The sequence below is a fragment of the Roseateles saccharophilus genome, assembly GCF_031458095.1.
GTDB classification, from domain to species: domain Bacteria; phylum Pseudomonadota; class Gammaproteobacteria; order Burkholderiales; family Burkholderiaceae_C; genus Pelomonas; species Pelomonas saccharophila_A.
Window position 1 is genome coordinate 222,380 of record NZ_JAVDXU010000005.1, and the last position, 20,579, is coordinate 242,958.

20 protein-coding genes are annotated in these 20,579 nt (G+C 69.2%); 6 read left to right on the top strand and 14 right to left on the bottom strand.

The features are described from left to right. Position 1: 1 nt before the first annotated feature. The 10 genes from J2X20_RS26415 to J2X20_RS26460 form a co-directional block, all read right to left on the bottom strand. Positions 2-526 carry a DsbE family thiol:disulfide interchange protein gene (locus J2X20_RS26415; RefSeq protein ID WP_310272092.1) on the bottom strand — a complete coding sequence of 175 codons (525 nt, stop codon included), beginning with the start codon at positions 524-526 and terminating at the stop codon, positions 2-4. Beyond that, complete coding sequence (locus J2X20_RS26420; protein ID WP_310272096.1) at positions 523-2,460, bottom strand: heme lyase CcmF/NrfE family subunit; 1,938 nt, start codon at positions 2,458-2,460, stop codon at positions 523-525. The genes J2X20_RS26415 and J2X20_RS26420 overlap by 4 nt, the downstream gene beginning before the upstream one ends. Then, a complete protein-coding gene (gene ccmE / locus J2X20_RS26425; protein ID WP_310272099.1) occupies positions 2,457-2,876 on the bottom strand; it encodes a cytochrome c maturation protein CcmE in 420 nt (139 codons plus the stop codon). The genes J2X20_RS26420 and ccmE overlap by 4 nt, the downstream gene beginning before the upstream one ends. A 91-nt stretch (positions 2,877-2,967) precedes the next feature. Then, entirely contained in the window at positions 2,968-3,720 is a 753-nt protein-coding gene (gene ccmC / locus J2X20_RS26430; RefSeq protein WP_310272101.1) for a heme ABC transporter permease CcmC, read from the bottom strand. 1 nt (position 3,721) lies between these two features. Beyond that, positions 3,722-4,384 (bottom strand): heme exporter protein CcmB, encoded by a 663-nt coding sequence (gene ccmB / locus J2X20_RS26435; protein ID WP_310272104.1) that lies wholly within the window; start codon positions 4,382-4,384, stop codon positions 3,722-3,724. After that, positions 4,384-5,004 carry a heme ABC exporter ATP-binding protein CcmA gene (gene ccmA, locus J2X20_RS26440; RefSeq protein WP_310272107.1) on the bottom strand — a complete coding sequence of 207 codons (621 nt, stop codon included), beginning with the start codon at positions 5,002-5,004 and terminating at the stop codon, positions 4,384-4,386. The genes ccmB and ccmA overlap by 1 nt, the downstream gene beginning before the upstream one ends. A gap of 77 nt (positions 5,005-5,081) precedes the next feature. Then, positions 5,082-5,954 (bottom strand): sugar phosphate isomerase/epimerase family protein, encoded by an 873-nt coding sequence (locus tag J2X20_RS26445; protein ID WP_310272110.1) that lies wholly within the window; start codon positions 5,952-5,954, stop codon positions 5,082-5,084. After that, entirely contained in the window at positions 5,951-6,346 is a 396-nt protein-coding gene (locus J2X20_RS26450; RefSeq protein WP_310272113.1) for a VOC family protein, read from the bottom strand. The genes J2X20_RS26445 and J2X20_RS26450 overlap by 4 nt, the downstream gene beginning before the upstream one ends. Positions 6,347-6,405: 59 nt before the next feature. Further along, on the bottom strand, positions 6,406-7,557 hold the full coding sequence (locus tag J2X20_RS26455) for a serine hydrolase domain-containing protein (protein WP_310272116.1): 1,152 nt from the start codon (positions 7,555-7,557) through the stop codon (positions 6,406-6,408). Positions 7,558-7,588: 31 nt separating this feature from the next. Continuing rightward, entirely contained in the window at positions 7,589-8,068 is a 480-nt protein-coding gene (locus J2X20_RS26460; protein ID WP_310272120.1) for a VOC family protein, read from the bottom strand. Positions 8,069-8,138: 70 nt separating this feature from the next. On the opposite strand from J2X20_RS26460, the gene J2X20_RS26465 reads away from it, so the two are divergent. Beyond that, on the top strand, positions 8,139-9,173 hold the full coding sequence (locus J2X20_RS26465) for a DUF3500 domain-containing protein (RefSeq protein WP_310272122.1): 1,035 nt from the start codon (positions 8,139-8,141) through the stop codon (positions 9,171-9,173). On the opposite strand, the gene J2X20_RS26470 is transcribed toward J2X20_RS26465, so the two are convergent. The 3 genes from J2X20_RS26470 to J2X20_RS26480 form a co-directional block, all read right to left on the bottom strand. Beyond that, positions 9,160-10,161, bottom strand: coding sequence for an NADP-dependent oxidoreductase (locus J2X20_RS26470; RefSeq protein ID WP_310272125.1), 1,002 nt, complete (start codon positions 10,159-10,161; stop codon positions 9,160-9,162). The two genes, J2X20_RS26465 and J2X20_RS26470, sit on opposite strands and share 14 nt — an antisense overlap. After that, positions 10,158-10,988: an oxidoreductase gene (locus J2X20_RS26475; RefSeq protein WP_310272564.1), complete on the bottom strand. Its 831-nt coding sequence runs from the start codon at positions 10,986-10,988 to the stop codon at positions 10,158-10,160. Before J2X20_RS26475 ends, J2X20_RS26470 begins: the two co-directional genes overlap by 4 nt. Before the next feature lie 147 nt (positions 10,989-11,135). Continuing rightward, on the bottom strand, positions 11,136-11,741 hold the full coding sequence (locus tag J2X20_RS26480) for a TetR/AcrR family transcriptional regulator (protein ID WP_310272128.1): 606 nt from the start codon (positions 11,739-11,741) through the stop codon (positions 11,136-11,138). Between the two features lie 320 nt (positions 11,742-12,061). Here J2X20_RS26480 and J2X20_RS26485 point away from each other — a divergent pair, with 320 nt between their 5' ends. From J2X20_RS26485 to J2X20_RS26505, 5 genes are all read left to right on the top strand, one after another. Next, entirely contained in the window at positions 12,062-12,535 is a 474-nt protein-coding gene (locus J2X20_RS26485) for a rhodanese-like domain-containing protein (RefSeq protein ID WP_310272131.1), read from the top strand. 167 nt (positions 12,536-12,702) lie between these two features. Continuing rightward, positions 12,703-13,629 carry a serine O-acetyltransferase EpsC gene (epsC, locus tag J2X20_RS26490; RefSeq protein WP_310272133.1) on the top strand — a complete coding sequence of 309 codons (927 nt, stop codon included), beginning with the start codon at positions 12,703-12,705 and terminating at the stop codon, positions 13,627-13,629. A gap of 42 nt (positions 13,630-13,671) precedes the next feature. Beyond that, on the top strand, positions 13,672-14,595 hold the full coding sequence (locus J2X20_RS26495; protein ID WP_310272136.1) for a family 2A encapsulin nanocompartment shell protein: 924 nt from the start codon (positions 13,672-13,674) through the stop codon (positions 14,593-14,595). Beyond that, positions 14,570-16,354 (top strand): family 2A encapsulin nanocompartment cargo protein cysteine desulfurase, encoded by a 1,785-nt coding sequence (locus tag J2X20_RS26500; protein ID WP_310272139.1) that lies wholly within the window; start codon positions 14,570-14,572, stop codon positions 16,352-16,354. The genes J2X20_RS26495 and J2X20_RS26500 overlap by 26 nt, the downstream gene beginning before the upstream one ends. Further along, entirely contained in the window at positions 16,351-17,220 is an 870-nt protein-coding gene (locus tag J2X20_RS26505; RefSeq protein ID WP_310272142.1) for a TauD/TfdA dioxygenase family protein, read from the top strand. The genes J2X20_RS26500 and J2X20_RS26505 overlap by 4 nt, the downstream gene beginning before the upstream one ends. A 655-nt stretch (positions 17,221-17,875) precedes the next feature. Here J2X20_RS26505 and J2X20_RS26510 read toward each other — a convergent pair. Next, entirely contained in the window at positions 17,876-20,479 is a 2,604-nt protein-coding gene (locus J2X20_RS26510) for a cellulase family glycosylhydrolase (protein WP_310272144.1), read from the bottom strand. Positions 20,480-20,579 lie beyond the last annotated feature (100 nt).

A 20,579-nucleotide genomic window follows, 5' to 3' on the forward strand; every position in this document is an offset into this window, starting at 1 on the left:
GCTACGCACGCTTGAGCCTTTCGATCAGGGGCAGCAGGCGCTGGTTCAAGTCTTGCGCCGTCACCGGTCCGGTGTGCCGCAGCCTCACGATGCCGCGCCTGTCGATGACAAAAGTCTCAGGCACGCCGGTGATGCCCCAGGCCAGGCTGCCCTGGCCCAGCGGGTCCAGCCAGGTCAGCGCGTAGGGGTTGCCGTGGCGCTTCAGGAAGGCCAGGCCCAGTTCGGGCGTGTCGCGGTAGTCCAGGCCGACAATGCGCACGCCGCCTTGCTGCGCCAGCTGGCCCAGCACCGGCAGTTCAGTGCGGCAGGGCCCGCACCAGGAGGCGAAGACGTTGAGCACCCAGACCTGGCCCTGCAAGGCTTGGGCCTCGCCGTCCAGGCGCTCGAGGTCCAGTGCGGGCGCCGGCTTGCCGATCAGCGGTGAAGTGGTTTCGGCCCGCGCGTCGCGGTTCAGGCCGCGCGCGAGCAGGGCGACCAGGGCGGCACTGGCCAGCAGCGGAATCAGGGCGGCGAGCTTGAGTTTCATGGCGTCGACAGCGTGGGGACGAAATGAGGCTGCAGCTCGATGCCGGACGCCGCGCGCCGCCCACGGCGGTGCGCGAGGGCGCCCCACAGGCCGCCGGCGGCCATCAGCAAGGCGCCCGTCCAGACCCAGCCCATGAAGGGCTTGACCTGCAGGCGCACCGCCCAGCGGCCGTCGGCATCGGCGTCGCCGAGGCTCACGTAGACATCGCGCCACAGGCTGCGCGAGATGGCCGCTTCGGTCATCGCGGCCTGGCGACGCGTGTAGACCCGCTTCTCGGGCGTCAGCAGCAGGGGTTCGCCGCCGCGGTGCCAGCTCAGCGTGGCGCGGGCGGCGCGGTAGTTGGCGCCGCTCGCCGCCTCCAGCTTCTGAAAGTCCAGCAGATGGCCGGCCACGCGCAACTGCTCGCCGGGCGCGAGCTGGACGTCATGCGCCTGCTCCAGGCTGCGTACCAGCGTCACCCCCAGCACGAAGACGGCCACGCCGGCATGGGCCAGCCACAGCGGCAGGCCCTGGCGCCAGGCGGCGCGCTGCCGCCAGGCCAGGGCCAGCGTGCCGCCCAGGGCCCACAGGCCGGTGGCGATGCCGGCCGCCAGCCACAACGAGCCCTGCAGCGCCAGCGCCAGCACCGCGGCGCTGGCCAGCGCGGCCAAGGCCAGCGGCAGCAAGGGCTTCACGGCGCCGAGAGCCGCGGCCCGCCAGCGCGCCAGCGGCCCGACGACGAGCAAGGCGACCAGAGGCAGCATGAGGGGCGGGAAGACGGTGTCGAAATAGGGCGCACCGACCGACAGCCTGGTGCCGCTGATGACCTCCGCCGCCAGCGGGTAGAGGGTGCCGAGCAGCACGGTGCCGGTGGCCGTGGCCAGCAGCAGGTTGTTCAGCAGCAGCAGGGATTCGCGTGAGCCCAGCGCATAGCCTTCGGTGGCCGGCAAGCGCCCCACGCGCAGCGCATACAGCGTCAGCGACCCGCCGACGGCTGAAGCCAGCAAGCCGAGGATGAAGAGGCCGCGGGAAGGGTCGCTCGCGAACGCATGAACCGAGCTGACCACGCCCGAGCGCACGAGGAAGGTACCCAGCAGCGACAGCGCAAAGGCCAGCAGGGCCAGCAGCAGGCTCCAGCGCAGAAAGCCCGGCCGCTTGTCGGCGACGGCCAGCGAATGGATGAGGGCCGTGCCCAGCAGCCAGGGCATGAAGGCCGCGTTCTCGACCGCGTCCCAGAACCAGAAGCCGCCCCAGCCCAGTTCGTAATAGGCCCAGAAGCTGCCGAGCAGGATGCCGCCTGTCAGCGCCGACCAGGCGGCCAGCACCCAGGGCCGGGCCCAGCGCGTCCAGCGGGCATCGGGTGCGTCGTCCAGCAGGGCCGCGACCGCGAAGGCAAAGCCCACCGCGAAGCCGACATAGCCCAGATAGAGCAGCGGCGGGTGGGCCGCCATGCCGGGGTCCTGCAGCAGCGGGTTCAGGTCGCGACCCTCCAGCGGTGCCGGCAGCAGGCGGGCAAAGGGGTTGGACGTGAAGGCGATGAAGGCGAGAAAGCCGGCCGCCACGGCGCCGAGCACGCCCTGCACCCGCGCGGCGAAGGCAGTCGGCAGCGCACGGCTGCGCGCAGCGACGAGGGCACCCCAGGCCGACAGCATCCACACCCACAGCAGCAGCGAGCCCTCATGCCCGCCCCAGGTCGCCGTGATGCGATAGCCCAGCGGCAATTCGCGGCTCGCGTTGGCGGCGACATAGGCGACCGAGGTGTCGACCTGGACGAAGCTGGCCACCAGCGTGGCGAAAGCGAAGCTGACCAAGCCGAAGCCCACGCTGGCCAACGGCCGCGCCAGCGCCATCCAGCGCGCATGTCCGGCCTGCGCGCCCCACAGCGACAGCACGGCCTGTGCGAGCGTGACGGCGAGCGCCAGCAGCAAAGCGAACTGACCCAGCTCGGGTGTCATCGCGCGCTCGCCTGCTTCATGGCCGCGGTGGCCTCGGGCGGCATGTAGTTCTCGTCATGCTTGGCCAGCACCTCGTCGGCGACGAAGCCCAGGCCGGCCAGCCTGCCCTGGGCGACGACACCCTTGCCCTCGCGGAAGAGGTCGGGCAGCGGACCGCGGTAGCTCACCTTGACGGCTTGAGCGCCGTCGGTGATGGTGAAGCTCAGGTTGCTGCCGTCGCGTTGCACGGAGCCCGCCTGCACGAGCCCGCCGAGGCGAAAGCGCGCGCCGGCCGGTGCCTCGCCGCGGGCGATCTCGCTGGGCGTGACGAAGAAGACCAGGTTCTGGCGGAAGGCCTTCAGCACCAGGCCGCCGGCCAGGGCGAACAGGGCCAGCATGGCGAGCAGGCCGAAGAGGCGAAAGTGGCGAGGTTTCATCGGTGCAGAGACCAGAGTTCGATGGCGATGCCGACGGCCACGGCCGCGAGCGAGGCCCAGACATAGGGCGCGTGGGTGCCGAAGAGTTCCGTCATGCCAGGCTCCCGAGGGCGCGCGGCCAATGGGCTTCCGACTCGACACGCGCCTGCAGTTGCCGCCTGGCGCGCCTCAGCACCGCTGCGCCGGCGTAGGACCAGAAGCCCAGCGTTGACAGCAGCAGGCCGGCCAGCATCTCGGGCGCAATCGCGCTGCCGCGCGTGCTGATGGAGGCGCCCTGGTGCAGGGTGTTCCACCAGCTGACGGAGAAATACAGCACCGGCAGGTTCAGCGCCCCCACCAGGGCCAGCAGCGCACCGGCCTGGTCGCCGCGCTTGGGGTCGTCGGGCGTGTCGACGGCCGAGGTCAGGGCGATGAAGCCGATGTAGAGCAGGGCCAGCAGCAGGGCCGAGGTCAGGCGCGCATCCCAGACCCACCAGGCGCCCCAGGTGGGCCGGCCCCAGAGCGAACCGGTCAGCAGCGTCAGCACGGCGAACAGGGCGCCGGTGGGGGCGAGTGAGCGCATCAGCACAAAGGCCAGCCGCGTCTTCCAGGCCAGGCCCCAGAGGGCCCAGAAAGCCATGGCGGCATAGCAGACCATCGCGATCCAGGCCGCAGGCACATGCAGATAGAGGATGCGGTAGGCCTCGCCCTGCTGGGCATCGGTGGGCGCGATGAAGAGGCCGAGCGTGAGGCCCAGACCGATGCCGAGGGCGGCGGCGACCCACAGCAGGGGCAGCAGCCGACCGGTCAGCGTCAGGAAGTGGGCAGGGCTGGCGTAGCGCCAGAGCGGATGGGGTGGGCTCATGTCAATCCAGCATCAAGGACAGGGCGGCCGAGGTGGCCCAGGGAGCGAGGGCCAGCAGCACGGCCAGCCAGGCGCCGAGCAGCAGCAGGGCCGTGTCGGCGTTGGCGCCGCCTTGCGCCGCCGCCGTGCCGAAGACCAGCACCGGCACCTCCAGCGGCAGCAGCAGCAAGGCCAGCAGGCCGGCACCGGCACGCGCGTGCAGCACCAGGGCCGCGCCCAGGCCGCCGAGCAGGGCCAGGGCCGGTGTGCCCAGCAGCAGGCTCTGGGCCAGCGGGGCGGGGTCTTCGATGCCGAAGGCCAGGGCCAGCAGCGGGGTGACCAGCACCAGGGGCAGGCTGCTTAAGGCCCAGTGCACGGCCAGCTTCAGCGCCACGGCCAACGGGCGCGGCAGCGGCGCCAGCCACCATTGCTCCAGGCTGCCGTCGGCGAGGTCGGGCGCGAACAGCCGCGGCAGGGCCAGCAGGCTGGCCAGCAGGGCGGCGATCCACAGCAGGCCCGGTGCCAATTCGCGCAGCCGCGCCGGTTCGGGCCCGAGGCCGAGGGGGAACATGGCCGCCACGCCGACGACAAAGCCCAGCGGCGTCAGCCATTCGGCGGGCTGGCGCCAGGTGCTGGACCACTCCCGCCGGGCCAGGGCCGCGGCGGCTTGGAGGGCGGCGCCCATCAAGGCCTCCCGAGCTGCAGGCTGCGAACGCTGCGCTTGAGCGGCAGGGCCTGGTGGCTGGTGAAGACGACGCTGCCACCTTCGTCGGCATGCCGGTCCAGGCGCTGGGCCAGGCGGTCGGCCATGGCCGTATCCAGGGCCGCCAGTGGTTCGTCCAGCACCCACAGCGGCGCCACCCGGGGCAGCCACAGCTGGGCCAGGGCGGCGCGGCGGCGCTGGCCCTCGGACAGCTGGGCCAGGCGCAGGCCGGCGGCGTCGTCCAGGCCGACGGGCGCCAGCGCCGCCAGGGCCTCGCCTTGCGTGCAAGGGTGCCCGGCGAGTGCGGCGCTGCTGCGCAATTGCTCGATGACGGACAGCACGTCCTTGAGCCCGGGCCGGTGGCCGATGTAGAGCAGCTCGCGCTCCACATGCAGCCGCCCGGCGCGCGGGGTGCTCAAGCCGCAGATCAGGCGCAGCAGGCTGGTCTTGCCGCTGCCATTGGCGCCCTGGACCCACAGCAGCTGGCCCGGATGCAGGGCCAGGTCCAGCCCCTCGAACAGCGGCCGCGCGCCACGCGACTGGCCAACGCGCTGCAGGATGAGCACGGGCGGCGCGGCGAGGGAGGCGGGGACGAGGGACATGCCCGCCACTCTAGGCAGCGGGCCGTGCCGCGCCAACGAAGCAAAACGACTGAGCTAGTGCAGTTGGCGTTGGCTCTTCAGCCTTGCAGCGTGCGCAGCCAGCGCAGGCTGGTCGCGATGCTGGCCAGCGCTTCAGCCGGCTGGTCGTGCTCGACGAAGAAATGCCGGATGCCGCGGCTGGCCGGGTCGGCCAGCAGGCCGGCAAAGTCGACCGCGCCGGGGCCGACCTCGGTCATCTGGGCAGCGGCGTCTTCCATCCTGAGGCTGAGCACGTCGCCGCCCTGCAGCGGCGGCAGGGCCTTGAGCTGCTTGAGATGGACCAGGGGGAAGCGGCCCGGGTGGGCCTTCAGCAGCTGCAGCGGGTCCTGGCGCGCGGCCACGGCCCAGCACAGGTCCAGCTCCATCTGCACCAGCCGGGCATCGCAGCGGGCCAGCAGCAGGTCATAGGGCCGCTGGCCCTGCAGCGTGGCGAACTCGAAATGGTGGTTGTGATAGCAGAACTGCAGGCCGGCGCGGCGGCACAGCTCGCCGGCGCGGTTGAAGCTGTCGGCGCGGCGCTTCCAGCCGTCGAGGTCGCGCCACTGTGCCTGGTCGACCCAGGGAATGACCAGGTAGCGATGCCCGAGGGTGAGGGCCGCGTCGATGATGCGTTCGCCTTCCGGCCCCAGCAGGCGGTCGTCCGCATGGGCCGAAGGCGCCGTCAGCCTCACGCTGTCGAGCAGGGCGCGGATGGCTTGCGGGGATTGGTCGAAGTAGCCGGCGAACTCCACCTCGCGGTAGCCCAGGGCCGCGATGCGCCTCAGCGTGCCGCGAAAGTCGCGCTGCAGCTCGTCGCGCACGGTGTAGAGCTGCACGCCCGGGTGGGCGATGCGTGGGCGGTCCGCGGCCCAGGCGGGCGCGGCTGCAGCCGCCAGCAGGCCTTTCAGGACGAGGCGCCGGTTCAGGCTCATGCCGGCACTCGGTAGATGGCGCAGAGCTTGTTGCCGTCGGGGTCGCGCACATAGGCCAGGTGGAAGTTGCCCAGGCCATGCTCGCGCAGGCCCGGCGGCTCTTCGATAGAGGTGCCGCCATGGGCCACGGCCACGTCGTGGAACTGCTGCACGCGCTCGGGCGAATCGCATTTGAAGGCGATGGTGCCGCCGTTGGCAAAGCTGGCCGGCTCGTCGTTGATGGGCTGGCTGATGGCCAGGGTGCTGCCGTTGTGGCGATAGAACAGCCTCACGTGGCCGCTGGCCGCGACGTTGCGCAAGGGCTGGCCCGCGCCGAGGACGCCGAGCACGGCGTCGTAGAACTGCTTGGAGCGCTCGATGTCGTTGCTGCCGACCATGATGTGATTGAACATGCCTTCTCCTTGTTCAGCTGTGCGCTTGGCAGGCAGTCTAGGGGCGACCTGGCCTGCGCCTACAGGCCCGCAGCCCGTGCCGCCAGCGTGCCCAGTTCGCCATACAGCGGCAGCACGTTGGTGCCGGCCACGGGATGGACGCGGTTGGACAGCAGCACGAAGAAGCTCTGGCTTGCCGGATCCAGCCAGAAGGCGCAGCCGGTGAAACCGGTGTGGCCGAAGCTGGTGGGCGGATAGAGGCTGCCGCGTGGGCGGGCGTAGGGCGAGGCGATGTCCCAGCCCATGCCGCGCTGCTCGGCAAGCTCCGGCGGGGATTGCGGCATGGTCAGCAGGACCACGCTGTCGGCCGACAGCAGCCGCCGACCGTCCTCGGCCACGCCGCCGCCCAGCAGCATGCGGGCGAAGCGGGCCAGGTCGGCCGTCGTCGTGAACAGGCCGGCGTGGCCGGCCACGCCGCCCATCTTGCGCGCCGTCGGGTCGTGCACCTCGCCGCGCAGCACCTGGCCGTCGGCCAGCTTTTCTGTCGGCGCGATGCGTGAGGCGTCCATGCGGCGCAGCGGCAGATAGCCGCTGTCCTTCATGCCCAGGGGCTGGAACAGCCACTGTTCGGCCAGGCGCTCCAGCGGCATGCCGGCGGCGCGTTCGACGATGAGGCCGAGCAGGATGTAGTTGACGTCCGAGTAGCGGAACTGCGTGCCCGGCGGTGCGGCCAGCGGCAGCTCGCAGGCGATGCGCAGGGCCTCGTCCTTGCCGGCCCAGCTGCCGGCACCGTTGCGCGGCAGGCCCGAGGGCAGGCCCGAGCTGTGCGTCAGCAGCTGGCGCAGCGTGATGCCGGCCTTGTCGGCGCCGCCGCAGCCGGGCAGATAGCGCTGCAGCGGCGCCTCGACGTCGAGCTGGCCGCGTTCGCGCAGCAGCTGCACCAGCGTGGCGGTGACGACGGGCTTGGTCAGGGAGGCGGCGTCGAAGACGGTGGTCTCGTCAAGCACCTCGGGCGCGGGGTCGACGGCGCGCCGGCCATAGGCGCGGTGGTGGCTGCCATGGCCGACGCGCTCTATCCACAGGGCAGCGCCGGGCAGCTGGCCCTGGGCGATGAAGCGTTCAACGGCGGCGTCGGCGTCGGCGAGGGGGGCCGGGGCCAGGGCGGTGTGGTGGGCACAGCTGGCGAGCAAGGCCGCGGCCAGCAGCCCCGCGGCGGTGAGGGCGAATCTCATGCCCCGCATTCTCGGGGCCTGCCGGCGCGGCTCAACCGCGCCGCGCCGCCTCGATCTTGGCGATGTCGATCTTCTTCATCGTCATCATGGCCTGGAAGGCCCGCTTGGCGGCGGCCGGGTCGGGGTCGGTGAAGGCGTCGATGAGGGCGCGCGGCGTGATCTGCCAGGACAGGCCCCAGCGGTCCTTGCACCAGCCGCATTCGCTCTCCTGGCCGCCGTTGCCGACGATGGCATTCCACAGCCGGTCGGTCTCCTCCTGCGTGTCGGTGGCGATCTGGAAGGAGAAGGCCTCGCTGTGCTTGAAGAGGGGGCCGCCATTCAGGCCGATGCAGGGAATGCCGAAGACGGTGAACTCGACGGTCAGCACATCACCCTGCTTGCCGTCGGGATAGTCGCCGGGGGCGTGATGGATGGCGCCGATGCTGCTGTCGGGGAAGGTCTCGGCATAGAAGCGCGCGGCGTCGACGGCGTCCTTGTCAAACCACAGGCAGATGGTGTTCTTGGTGGTCATGAGGGCTCCTGAAGCGTGGTCACATCTTGACCCCTGGCGGGGGACGGGGTGGTTACGTTATGTTGACGCCATGAAGCGCCGCCGTTTTCTGCTGGTCAGCTCACTCCTCGTCGCCTGGCTGGGTCTCATGCCGCCGCTGCAGGCCCAGCCGCTCTCGGCCCCGCAGGCCGCCGGGCAGCTGCTGCAGGCCACGCCGGCCGCGCAGCGCGGCGCGCTGCTGCTGCCCTTCACCGACGCCGCCCGCAGCGACTGGCACTACACGCCGCGGCGCCGCGACGGCGTCGCCTGGAAGGCCATGTCGCCAGCCCAGCGCGACGCCACGACCGCCCTGCTGCGCACGGCGCTGAACGAGTCGGGCCTGGACAAGGTGAGGGCGCTGATGGCGCTGGAGATTGCGCTGCGCCAGCTGGAGGGTTCGGGCAGCTGGCGCGACCCCGAGAACTACGCGGTGGCCATCTACGGCCAACCCGGAGCGGGTGGCTGGGGCTGGCGCATCGAAGGCCATCATCTGTCCCTGCATTTCAGCCTGGCCGGCGACCGCTATGTGGCGACGCTGCCGCAGTTCTTCGGCGCCAATCCGGCCACCGATCCCAGGCAGGGCTTTCGACTGCTTGGCACCGAAGAGGACCTGGCCCGCCAATGGCTGGCCAGCCTGACGCCGGCCCAGCGCGGGCATGCCGTCTTCAGCAGCCGCCCTTTCGGCGACATCGTCAGCCGCAATGCCCCGCACGCCAGGCCACTGGACGCCGTGGGCCTGCCGTTTGCTGACATGGATGCCGGCCAGCAGGCCCGGCTGCTGAAGCTGGTGGCCGCCTTTGCCGACCACCTGCAGCCCGATCTGGCCCAGGCGCGGCTGGCGCGGGTGCGGGCCGCGCCACTGGACGGCATCCGCATGGGCTGGGCCGGCTCGACGCAGGCCGGCCAACCCTTCTACTTCCGCATCCAGGGGGCGGGCTTCCTCATCGAGTTCGACAACTCGGGTGGCAACCACATCCATTCGGTGTGGCGCGACTTCGACGGCGATTTCGGCCGCGATGTGCTGGGCGAGCATTACCGCAGTGCCGAGGGCAGCAAACATCGCCACCGGCCGCCTACTTCACCTTGATCACCACCTTGCCCTTGGCCCGACCCGTCTCGACATAGGCCAGCGCTTCATTCGTCGCTTCGAACGCAAAGACGCGATCCACGACCGGGCGAATCGCGCCGGCGTCGACCAGCCGGGTGATCTCGCCCAACTGCTGGCCACTGGCCCGCATGAACAGGAATGAGTAGTTCAGGCCAAGGCGCGCGGCCGTCCTTCTGACACCGGCGCTCAGGAGGCGCACGACCAGGCGCACGAACCAGGGCGCGCCCAGGCCCTTGGCGAAGGCCGGATCGGGCGGGCCGGAGATCGAGATGAGGCTGCCGCCGGGCTTGAGCACGCGCAGGGACTTGTGCAGCGCCGCCGTGTCCTGGCTGTGCAGCACGACGTCGTAGTCCTGCAGCACCCGCTCGAAGTCGTCCTTGCGGTAGTCGATGACGACGTCAGCGCCCAGGCGCTTCACCAGTTCGATGTTGGCGCCGCTGGTCGTGGTGGCGACGGTGGCCCCCACATGCTTGGCCAGCTGGATGGCGAAGCTGCCGACGCCGCCGGAGCCGGCCTGGATGAAGACCTTCTGCCCCTTCTTCAGCCTGGCCTTCTCGATGAGGGCCTGCCAGGCGGTCAGGCCCACCAGCGGCAGCGACGCGGCCTCTTCCATGCTGAGCGCCTTGGGCTTGAGCGCCAGTGATGCGGCCTTGACGGCCACGGCTTCGGCGAAGCTGCCGATGCGCAGGTCATCGGGCCGGGCATAGACCTCGTCGCCCACCTTGAAGCCTTGCACGCGCGAACCGACCTGGGTGACGACGCCGGCCACGTCATGGCCCAGCACCAGCGGCAGGCGGTAGGGCAGGATGAGCTTGAATTCGCCGTTCCTGATCTTGGCGTCCAGCAGGTTCACGCCGGCGGCATGGACCTGGACGAGCACCTCGTCATCGCGCACGGTCGGGGTCGGCAGCTCTGCCTGCCGCAGCGCGCGGTTCTTGCCGTAGCGGTCGAGGACAAAGGCTTTCATGCTGCCTGCCCCATCGGCGCCGCGTCGAGCCGAAGATCGCGTCGAATGCCGGCGTCCACCAGGCTGGCGGGTGCGAACTTGCGCAGCAATCGCAGGCGGTTGGCGAGCCCGCCGGCCGTGTAGCGGAGCTTGGGGTGCGCTGCGCCGGCGGCCTTCAGCACGACTTCGGCGACGACGCCGGGCTGGTCCGCGGTCGTCATCACTTGCCTCACCCTTTCGGCCACGGCCGCACGGGCTTGGCGATACTCATCGAGCTTGGCGTCGGGTTCCAGGAAGTTCGCGTCGAAAGGCGTCTTCGTGTAGGCGGGCTCGACGACCGAGACCCGGATGCCCCGGGTGCGCAGCTCATGGTCGAGCGACTCGGAATAGCCTTCGACGGCGTGCTTGGTCGCGGCGTAGAGGGCGCCGTAGGGCATGGGCAGGAAGCCCAGCACGGAGCCGATGTTGATGATGCGGCCGCTGCCCTGCCGGCGCATATGCGGCAGCACGGCCCGCGTCATGCGGACCATGCCGAAGAAGTTGGTGTCAAAGATGGCCTGTGCCTGCTCGATGGAGCTTTCTTCCGCGCCGGCCGGTGCCACGCCAAAGCCGGCGTTGTTGACGAGCAGGTCGATGCGGCCGTGCAGGGCCACCACCTTCGCCACGGCGGCCTGGACCGAGTCGTCCAGCGTCACGTCCAGGGCCAGCATCTCGAAGCCGCGCTGCCCGGCCTGCCGCCCCTGCCGGCTGGTGCCGTACACGGTATAGCCCGCCTTCGCGAGCCGCTCGGCGGTGGCCTGGCCTATGCCCGAGGAAGCGCCCGTCACGAGGGCGATCTTGGTGTTCATGTTCATGGTTTTCCTTCGTCCGCGTGTGAGGGTCATGAACTTGCCGGCGTACGCGGTGCGCGGCGAGTCGAGGAGGCTTGAGTCTTGATTCGTATGATGTGCGTCATATTTGTTGGCGAGCGAAAGGCCGACTTCCATCGGTGAGGTTCAGGGATGGGAAGCCAGCAGGTGCTTCAGCGCCGCATCGAGCAGGCTCTGCGACAGCGCGGCCTCGTCAACGGCGCGCGCCAGCATCAGGGCGCCGACCATGGTGGACAGGGTCACGAGGGCGTGTTCGTGCGCCGCAGGCCGGCCCCAGTCAGGCGACTGGCGCGCGATCAGGTCCACTGTCGCCTTGATGTGGCGGGTGGTCACCCGGCGCACCTCGGGGGCCTGGCGCGACGTCTCCGAACCCAGCGCGGCCAAGGGGCAGCCGAGTTCCACCTGCTCGGCGTGGGCCTTGGAGAGGTAGGCGTGGAGCATGGTCTCCAGGGCCTTGTCGGGCGGTGTGTGGGCGACGACGTCGGCCGCGGCGGCGGCCGACTGCGCGCAGGCCAGCCCGGCGGCTTCCGCCAGCATGGCCTCCCGGGAGGCGAAGTGGGCGTAGAAGGCGCCGTGGGTCAGGCCGGCCTCCTTCATGATGTCGGCGACGCCCGTGCCGTCATAGCCGCTGCGGCGGATGGCACGCGCCGCGGTCGACACGATGCGCTCGTGCGAGGCCTCCTTGGCCGCGGCTCTGGCGTTGTTTGCTGTATTTCGCATGACGTTCATCATACGTCATGCAGGCCAGGCTTGTCGTGATTTTTCTGGCGCTTGAGCTTGGGGCGCGGCTTATGCCTCATGAGGTTTCGTTATCCATTCAGTCGCCAAGTTGACTGTTGCCGTTGCCGCTGCAGCGTTAAGGTGGAGGCCTCTTTGTTTGTCTCCTCCTCCCGCAAGGGTGGATTTCAGCCCTTCGGACCGGTAAGCCGGCTGAAGGGCTTTTTCTTTGCCTGGAGGCTTTGCTTGCAAACCGCATAACCGTCCACGTTTTGCTTCGTTTGCCGATGAAGCCCTGAACCCTAGCCTTGCTCGGTTTTCGCATGAGAGCCGACATGAGCACCGTTGCTGTTGAAGAACCCGAAGTCCTGGCCCGCGCCCGCGAGGCCGCCCAGGCCGCAGGCCTGCCCTTCGCAGGCAGCGTTCCCCCGCGCGATGCCTGGGCCCTGGTCCAGGCCGGCCGTGCCGTTCTTGTCGATGTGCGCAGCACCGAGGAGCGCCATTTCGTCGGCCATGTGCCGGGCAGCCTGCATGTGGCCTGGGCCACCGGGACCGCGCTGAACCGCAACCCGCGCTTCGCCAAGGAGCTGGATGCCAAGGTGGGCACCAAGTCCGGCAACGAGCTGCCGGTGCTGCTGCTGTGCCGCAGCGGCAAGCGCTCGGCGCTGGCGGCCGAAGCGGCCACCAAGGCGGGCCTGGCCAACGTCTTCAATGTGCAGGAAGGCTTTGAGGGCGACAGCGACGAGCATCAGCAGCGCGGCCACTTCAACGGCTGGCGCTTCCACAGCTTGCCCTGGGTGCAGGATTGAAATGATGCTGCCCCTCGCCCAATCTCGCCCCGCTGAACGCGGGCAAGCCCGGTCGGTCCCCCGAGGGGACGGCGATGCTTGCCGGATCGACCGGCAAGCACATCACCCTACGCGGGCCGGCTTGGGAGCGGCCCGGCACTCGGCCCGCAAAGCCCAGGACCATTGACATGACCGACGTGATCGATGAACTGTCGGGCATCGTCTCGGCCCTGCGCAGCGCGCGCCGGCGCTGGCGCGAGGAGCATCGGCGCTGGGACGCGGGCGGCCGCGAGCTGCCGTCGCGCGAGCTGCTGGCCGTGGTCGTGCAGCAGCTGGCAGGAGCGCTGTTCCCGATGCGCCTGGGCCCGCCCGACCTGCAACCCGAGGGTGAGGACTATTACGTCGGCCACACGCTGGGCGCGGCCCTGTCCAGGCTGCGCCAGCAAGTGGCGCTGGAGCTGGGGCATGACGCGCGGCTGCGCGGCGTCGAGGCGCCGCCTTTCCATGAGGCGGCTGAGCTCGTGGCGAGCTTTGCCGCCCGCCTGCCCGCCGTGCGCGAGCTGTTGGACAGCGACGTCATCGCCGCATTCCAGGGCGACCCCGCGGCCCGCAGCGTCGACGAGGTGCTGCTCTGCTACCCGGGCCTGCATGCGCTGATCAGCCACCGCCTGGCGCACGAACTCTATGGCCTGGGCCTGCCGCTGATCGCGCGGGTCATCTCGGAGCTGGCCCATGCCCAGACGGGCATCGACATCCACCCCGGCGCGCAGATCGGCGCGGGCTGTTTCATCGACCACGGCACCGGCGTCGTCATCGGCGAGACGGCCGTGCTGGGCCAGCGGGTGCGCATCTATCAAAACGTCACGCTGGGCGCCAAGAGCATCCCCACCGACGCGGCCGGCCATGCCCACAAGGGCCAGCCGCGCCACCCCATCGTCGAGGACGACGTCGTCATCTACGCCGGCGCCACCGTGCTGGGCCGCATCACCATCGGTCGCGGCTCGGTCATCGGCGGCAATGTCTGGCTGACGCGCAGCCTGCCGCCGGAAAGCCGCATTTCCCAGGCCGCCTCGCAGGCAGATCCGAACTCAGCCTTCCAGGCCCTCACGGCCTGATTCCCTCACCACCCAACCACCGCCCCCAGGAGTTCCTTTCCCATGGCTGAATCTCCCCAACTCGCGCTCAGCGACACCGCCGCGCGGCAGCTTGCCAACGCGACAAAAACCGTCCCGCAGCTCTCCACCATCACGCCGCGCTGGCTGACGCATCTGCTGCAGTGGATCCCGGTTGAGGCCGGTATCTACCGCCTCAACAAAGTGGCCGACCCCGAGGCCGTCAAGGTCGCCTGCGCCAAGCGCGACGAGGCCGAACTGCCCGTCACCTTCGCCGACTACGACGCCGCGCCGCGCGAGTACTTCCTGAATGCGGTGGCCACGGTGCTGGACGTGCACACCCGCGTGTCTGACCTCTACAGCAGCCCGCACGACCAGATCAAGGAGCAGCTGCGCATCGTCATCGAGACCATCAAGGAGCGCCAGGAGTCGGAGCTGATCAACAACCCCGACTACGGCCTGCTGGCCAATGTCGCGGACGAGCAGCGCCTGTCCACCCTCACCGGTGCGCCCACGCCCGATGACCTGGACGACCTGCTCAGCAAGGTCTGGAAGGAGCCGGCCTTCTTCCTGACCCACCCGCTGGGCATCGCCGCCTTCGGCCGCGAATGCACGCGCCGCGGCGTGCCGCCGCCCACCATCAGCCTGTTCGGCAGCCAATTCCTGACCTGGCGCGGCATCCCGCTGATCCCCAGCGACAAGGTGCCGGTCAACGACGGCAAGACCAGCATCATCCTGCTGCGCGTGGGCGACAAGCGCCAGGGCGTGGTGGGCCTCTACCAGCCGGGCCTGCCGGGCGAGCAGGGCCCGGGCCTGTCGGTGCGCTTCATGGGCATCAACCGCAATGCGATTGCCTCCTACCTGATCAGCCTGTATTGCTCGCTCGCGGTGCACAGCGACGACGCGCTGGCCGTGCTCGAAGACGTGGAAGTGGGCAAATACCATGAGTACCCTGACACCTACCGCTGACGTGGTCGAGAGCCCCTTCGACGTCGCGTCGCTGGCCAGGCTGGCCAACGAGTTGTTTGGCAGCTTGAATGGCGGGTCACTGCCTGCGGCGCAGCCGGTGCAGTCCGCCGGCGGCCTCAACGTGCCCGCCAATCCGCTGCCGCCGGGCCTGCCGAGCGGTCCGCTGCCCCAGTCCACGACGACGCAGTTCGGCGGCTTCGGCGCCGCAGCGCCTGGGCTGAACCTGGCGCCCACCGGCCCTGATCAGGCCGCCGCGCTGCTGCGGCCATCACCGGCCCGCGCACCGCATGCGCAGGCCGGCAATGGCGTGCCCGATGTGCTGCTGACCAGCGTACCCGGCATTGATGGCCGCGCCGGCAGCCAGTTGCTCGGCGTGCCGCAGCAGATTGCGCCCCCGCAACGTGAAGCCGTGCCTTCGGGCTACTACTTCGTCGAGCCGACGGCGCAGTCGTCGCTCTATGTGCTGGACCTGCAGCGCCACCCCGGTGTCAACGGCCATCACGCCGGCGAGCTGCCCCACAAGCACCAGCTGCAAGGCCAGCGTGCGCCCTTTGACGTCAACGCCATCCGGCGCGACTTCCCCATCCTGCAGGAGCGCGTCAACGGCAGGCAACTGGTCTGGTTCGACAACGCCGCCACGACGCAGAAGCCCCAGGCCGTCATCGACCGGCTCAGCCATTTCTACGCGCACGAGAACAGCAACATCCACCGCGCCGCCCATACGCTGGCGGCGCGGGCGACGGATGCCTACGAGAACGCCCGCAAGACGGTGGCGAAGTTCGTCAATGCGCGCTCGGCGGATGAAGTCATCTTCGTGCGCGGCGCCACCGAGGCCATCAACCTCGTTGCCAACACCTGGGGCGAGCAGCATGTGGGCGAAGGCGACGAGATCGTCGTCTCTCACCTGGAGCACCACGCCAACATCGTGCCCTGGCAGCAGTTGGCGGCCCGCAAGGGCGCGCATCTGCGCGTGATCCCGGTGGACGACACCGGCCAGGTCATCCTGGCCGAGGCGCAGAAGCTGTTCAACCCGCGCACCCGGCTGCTCGCCGTGACCCAGGTCAGCAATGCCCTGGGCACGGTCGTGCCGGTGCAGGAGCTGGTCGGCATCGCGCAGCGCCAGGGCGTGACGACGCTGGTGGACGGCGCGCAGTCGGTCTCCCACCTCGCCGTGGACGTGCAGGCCCTGGGCTGCGACTTCTTCATCTTCAGCGGTCACAAGATCTTCGGTCCCACCGGCATCGGCGCCGTCGTCGGCCGCAAGGAGGTGCTGGATGCCATCCCGCCCTGGCAGGGTGGCGGCAACATGATTGCCGACGTGAGCTTCGAGCGCACGGTGTTCCAGCCGGCACCGGCGAAGTTCGAGGCCGGCACCGGCAACATCGCGGATGCGGCTGGCTTGGGCGCGGCGCTGGACTATGTCTCACGCATCGGCTTGGGCCCCATCGCACGCTACGAGCACGACCTGCTGGCCTACGCCACCGAAGCCATCCGCCCCATCCCGGGCGTGCGCCTCATCGGCACGGCGGCGGACAAGGCCAGCGTGTTGAGCTTCGTGCTGGCCGGCCACGAGACCGCGGCCGTGGGCAAGGCGCTGGCGGAGGAGGGCATCGCGGTGCGCTCCGGCCACCATTGCGCCCAGCCCATCCTGCGCCGGTTTGGCGTGGAGGCGACCGTTCGGCCATCATTCGCGTTCTACAACACCTGCGACGAGATCGACCATTTCGTGGCGGTCGTGCGCCGTCTGGCCCGAGCATGAGCATCGAGACCTTGACGCCTATCGAGATCCGCCCGCTGCCCGGCAGCTTTGCCGCCGAGGTGCTGGGGTTGGACCTGAGCCGGCCGCTGGCGGACGAAGACTTCCGCCGCATCCACCGCGCGCACCTGGACCACCATGTGCTGGTCTTCCGCGACCAGCGCATCACGCCCGAGCAGCAGATCGAATTCAGCCGCCGCTTCGGCGCGCTGGAGATCCATGTGCTGCACCAGTTTCACTTGCAGGACCACCCGGAGATCCTCATCGTCTCCAACATCGTCGAGAACGGCCAGCCGGTCGGCCTGGGCGACGCCGGCTACTTCTGGCATTCGGACCTGTCGTACAAGGAAAAGCCCAGCCTGGGATCCCTGCTGCTGGCGCAGGAGCTGCCGAGCGAAGGCGGCGACACGCTGTTCGCCGATCAGCACGCGGCCTGGAACGCGCTGCCGCCCGCGCTGCAATCGCGCGTGCGCGACCTGCAGGCCGAGCATTCCTACCTCGCCAAATACGAGGAACTGCGCGAGCGCAGCCCCTGGCGGCCCAAGCTCAGCGACGAGCAGATCGCCCAGGTCAGGCCGGCCGTGCAGCCGGTGGTGCGCACCCATCCGGAGACGGGGCGACTGGGCCTCTTCGTCAGCGAGCACTTCACGACCCGCATCGTCGGCCTGCCCGAGGCCGAGAGCCGGGCGCTGCTCGAAGAGCTGTACCGCTACGCGACCCTGCCTCAGCTGCAGTACCGCCACCGCTGGCGGCCCCACGACATGGTGTTCTGGGACAACCGCTCGGTGATGCACCTCGCTGCCGGTTGCCCTGACCATCTGAGGCGGCGCCTGCACCGCACGACGGTTCAGGGAGATCAGCCTTTTTAACTAAGGATGCTTTTGCGTAGCGTTTGTCTGCTCGATGCATTGCCGGGAGTCCGTCCCGGCGGCCGGGTAACTTTCTTCTGCGGCGCCAGAAGAAAGTCACCAAAGAAGAGGCGCTGAACCGCACACCATCGCGACGCCGCCATCAGCGGCGCGCGAAAACAGCCAGCGGCAATGCGGGAAGAAGCGAACCGCTGCGCTCTCGCACACGACTTGTCACGAGCCGGATTCATCGCACCAGCGCCCCGTTCGACGCGCGGCTGCACGCCGGGCTCATCAAAACAGCCCAATGCAGCGTCGCTCGGGCGACGCGGCTGTTCGGTATTTCCTGATGAGCCCGGCGTGCAGCCGGCGTTAAGTGGCGTGAAGGTCCGAGCGCTGGCTCTCTGCGCAAGTGGTGGGCGAGAGCGCAGCGGCTCGCATCGGGGTGCGGCTCGCTTCAAGCAGCGCGAGCGCCTCATCCCGCTCGAGTGCGGATTGCATTGAGCGCTCCTCTTTTGGTGACTTTTCTCTGGCGCGTCAGAGAAAGCCGAAGGCTTCGCTAAAAGTTACCCGCCCTGCCGGGTCGGACTCCCGGCTCACTGCAACGAGTTGAAAGGCTCTTCGCAAAGGCAAGCCAACGACGTCCCCGCGGTGACCGCTACCGCTTTTCGGCACCTTACTGCGCGTTCACCTTCACCCAGTTGATATTCCACTCCTTGCCGACGGACTTCAGGCGCAGGGTGTGGTTGCCGGCCGTCATGGCGAAGGGCGCGCTGGTCTGGGTGACCCAGGTCTGCCAGCCGCCGGTGTTGGGCACGGCCATCACGTCCACGGCCTTGACGCCGTCCACCCAGACCTCGAAGCCGGTGCTGCCATTGGCGGTGGCCAGGCGGTAGTCGAGAGTGAAGTTGCCGGCCGTCGCGACGCTGATCTTGAACTCGATGTAGTCGTCGGGATCGAAATAGCCGACGTCCTGGCCGCCACCCGTGTCGCTGCAGTTCTCGAGCTGCACACCGCTCATGGCGGTGAAGGCCTCGGCCTGCAGGGTTGCAGGGACGGGCACGGCTTGGATGGCCGTGCTGGCCGCGTCGCTGTAATAGCTCTCGTTGGCCGCGGTCAGTGAAGTCACGACGTAAAAATAAGTCGTGCCGCTGACGGCCGTGCTGTCCGTGTACTTGGGCGTGCTGACCTTGTCGGCAAGCTTGGTGTAGCCGCCACCGGCGCCGGTGGCGCGATAGACGCTGTAGCCCGTGACCTTGGCATCCGTGCTGGCGTCCCAGCTGAGGGCATTGCCGTTGGCGGCTTCGGCCAGCTTCAGATTGGTCGGGCGCGCCGGCAACTGGAAGACTTCCGGGGCCGTCGTGCTCGTCATCCACTGGGCCAGGCCGGAGTGCACCTCCAAGGCCTGGGTGGCATAGCTCTTGAACAGGGCTTCGATGTCGGCCACGGTGGCGGTGGCGAAATCCACCTTGCCGTTCATGTCGACGACGTCCTTGCCCTGCACCGGCTCCTTGTCGAGCAGATACATCTCGGCCCAGGTGTTGGCGCTGCCGTTGTCCTTGAAGACGCCGTTCAGTGCATAGGTCTGGCCGCCCTGCAGCGTGATGGCCTGGTAGACGCCGCCGTTGATCTCGCCGGTGATGCCCGCGGGGCGCGTGACGCGCAAGACCGCGCCGTCGCTGCCGGCCGGGGCCTTGCCGGCGGTGGAGTCGTTGAAGTCCAGGTTCAATTTGCCGCTGATGGTCAGCGTGGTCCAGCCTGCGTTGGAGCCGAAGCCGCCGTTGCTGATGAGCTCGGCATTGGTGGCGGTGTTGGTGATGCTGATCTTGTCAAAGCTCACATCGGGGTTGCTGCCGCTCACCGCGCCGCTCTTGATGACGAAGTAATAGGTCTTGGGGCCGGTGCCGCCCACCTTGATGGTCGGCGCCTTGACCGCACAGGCCGTGGCGAAACTGGCATCCCAGCCGGCGCAATCCCAGGTGCTGGCCTTGGCCACCATGCCGACGCCGGTGTCGAAGTTGGTGTTGACGGCGTTCGTCACCATGCCCCAGGTTCCCTTGCCGGAGCCGCCTGCCGGACTGACCAGCTTGTAGGCCCAGGACGTCGAGGCCCAGCCATAGCTGGCGTAGGTGTCGTAGGTGGCGCGGCCGATCTGGCCGCCCAGATCCAGCCCGGCGCCCTGCCAGGGCTGGAATTCACCGACGAGCAGCGGGATCTTCAGATCACTGACCTGCTTGTCGTAGGCGCAGACACCGGCGGTGCCGCTCTGGCCGCAGCGCAGCCAGTCGCGGTGGACCCTATAGGGTGTGTCACCGGGCCGGTCGCCAAACAGGCCCGGGTACGGATGGATCTCGAAGGCGACATTGGTGAAGCCCTTGGCCGTCGGGTTGCCATAGCCGTCGATGCTGCCGTAGTGGCTGGGCAGCAGCACGATGTGCTTGGCGTCGACGGCGCGGATGGTCTTGTACAGGTCCTCGACGCGCGTCACCATGGCCTCGGCCGTCGAACCCCAGGGCTCGTTGAGGGGGTCATAGGCCGCCACCACCGGCTCGTCCTTGTATTTGGTGGCGATCTGCTGCCACAGCCAGCGGGTGCGCTCCTGGGCATCGGCATCCGTCCAGTATTTGTTCTGGCCGGCGCAGCCGGTGTGGTCGTTGGGCGTCTGGCCCCCCGCGGCGCCGTGCAGGTCGAGGATGACGTAGATGCCGCGCTTCTTGGCCTCGGCGATGCTCCAGTCCAGATACTTCCAGGCATCGGCGCGCAGGGTCTTGGGCTTCTTCTCGTCCTCGATGACGCTCCACAGGATGGGCAGGCGCACGATGTTGAAGCCAAAGGCCTTCAGCTGGTCCCAGTCGCGGGTGGTGATCCAGCTGTCCCGATAGAGCTTGATCAGTCTTTCCTTCTCGTCATAGCCGAAGCGCTCGGTCAGCTTGGCCTCGAGGGTGCACTGGTCGGTCACGCCGTTGCCGCCCTGGCCCATCATCCAGAACTCCTGCACCAGCCAGTTGCCCAGGTTGCTGCCCTTCAGCAGCACCTGCTTGCCGTTGGCGTCCACCCACTTCGTGCCATCGGTTTTCAGCTGGGTGAGGGGTTCGGGCGCCGGCGCCGGTGCGGGGGCCGGAGCGGGCGCAGGTGAAGGGGTGGGAGAGGGGGCGGGAGAGGCTCCTCCGCCGCCACAGCCGGCCAGCAGCGCCGTACCCATCAAGCCGCCCAGCAATGCGTTGCGCGCGGAATTGCCCAGCCGGGAGGCGGCGCCTCCTACGAACCCTCGTCTTGCCACGTCTTGTCTCCGTTATTGAAATGGAACCGGTTCCAATTCAGTATCCGGGACGGACCAAATGCGTGTCAACCTTGAACAGCTGGCTTCCTAGGGATGCGCG

Excerpts from the sequence above, each read along its gene's own strand:
- J2X20_RS26415 (WP_310272092.1), bottom strand. The coding sequence starts at position 526 with ATGAAACTCAAGCTCGCCGCCCTGATTCCGCTGCTGGCCAGTGCCGCC.
- J2X20_RS26420 (WP_310272096.1), bottom strand. The coding sequence starts at position 2,460 with ATGACACCCGAGCTGGGTCAGTTCGCTTTGCTGCTGGCGCTCGCCGTC.
- ccmE (WP_310272099.1), bottom strand. The coding sequence starts at position 2,876 with ATGAAACCTCGCCACTTTCGCCTCTTCGGCCTGCTCGCCATGCTGGCC.
- ccmC (WP_310272101.1), bottom strand. The coding sequence starts at position 3,720 with ATGAGCCCACCCCATCCGCTCTGGCGCTACGCCAGCCCTGCCCACTTC.
- ccmB (WP_310272104.1), bottom strand. The coding sequence starts at position 4,384 with ATGGGCGCCGCCCTCCAAGCCGCCGCGGCCCTGGCCCGGCGGGAGTGG.
- ccmA (WP_310272107.1), bottom strand. The coding sequence starts at position 5,004 with ATGTCCCTCGTCCCCGCCTCCCTCGCCGCGCCGCCCGTGCTCATCCTG.
- J2X20_RS26445 (WP_310272110.1), bottom strand. The coding sequence starts at position 5,954 with ATGAGCCTGAACCGGCGCCTCGTCCTGAAAGGCCTGCTGGCGGCTGCA.
- J2X20_RS26450 (WP_310272113.1), bottom strand. The coding sequence starts at position 6,346 with ATGTTCAATCACATCATGGTCGGCAGCAACGACATCGAGCGCTCCAAG.
- J2X20_RS26455 (WP_310272116.1), bottom strand. The coding sequence starts at position 7,557 with ATGAGATTCGCCCTCACCGCCGCGGGGCTGCTGGCCGCGGCCTTGCTC.
- J2X20_RS26460 (WP_310272120.1), bottom strand. The coding sequence starts at position 8,068 with ATGACCACCAAGAACACCATCTGCCTGTGGTTTGACAAGGACGCCGTC.
- J2X20_RS26465 (WP_310272122.1), top strand. The coding sequence starts at position 8,139 with ATGAAGCGCCGCCGTTTTCTGCTGGTCAGCTCACTCCTCGTCGCCTGG.
- J2X20_RS26470 (WP_310272125.1), bottom strand. The coding sequence starts at position 10,161 with ATGAAAGCCTTTGTCCTCGACCGCTACGGCAAGAACCGCGCGCTGCGG.
- J2X20_RS26475 (WP_310272564.1), bottom strand. The coding sequence starts at position 10,988 with ATGAACACCAAGATCGCCCTCGTGACGGGCGCTTCCTCGGGCATAGGC.
- J2X20_RS26480 (WP_310272128.1), bottom strand. The coding sequence starts at position 11,741 with ATGATGAACGTCATGCGAAATACAGCAAACAACGCCAGAGCCGCGGCC.
- J2X20_RS26485 (WP_310272131.1), top strand. The coding sequence starts at position 12,062 with ATGAGCACCGTTGCTGTTGAAGAACCCGAAGTCCTGGCCCGCGCCCGC.
- epsC (WP_310272133.1), top strand. The coding sequence starts at position 12,703 with ATGACCGACGTGATCGATGAACTGTCGGGCATCGTCTCGGCCCTGCGC.
- J2X20_RS26495 (WP_310272136.1), top strand. The coding sequence starts at position 13,672 with ATGGCTGAATCTCCCCAACTCGCGCTCAGCGACACCGCCGCGCGGCAG.
- J2X20_RS26500 (WP_310272139.1), top strand. The coding sequence starts at position 14,570 with ATGAGTACCCTGACACCTACCGCTGACGTGGTCGAGAGCCCCTTCGAC.
- J2X20_RS26505 (WP_310272142.1), top strand. The coding sequence starts at position 16,351 with ATGAGCATCGAGACCTTGACGCCTATCGAGATCCGCCCGCTGCCCGGC.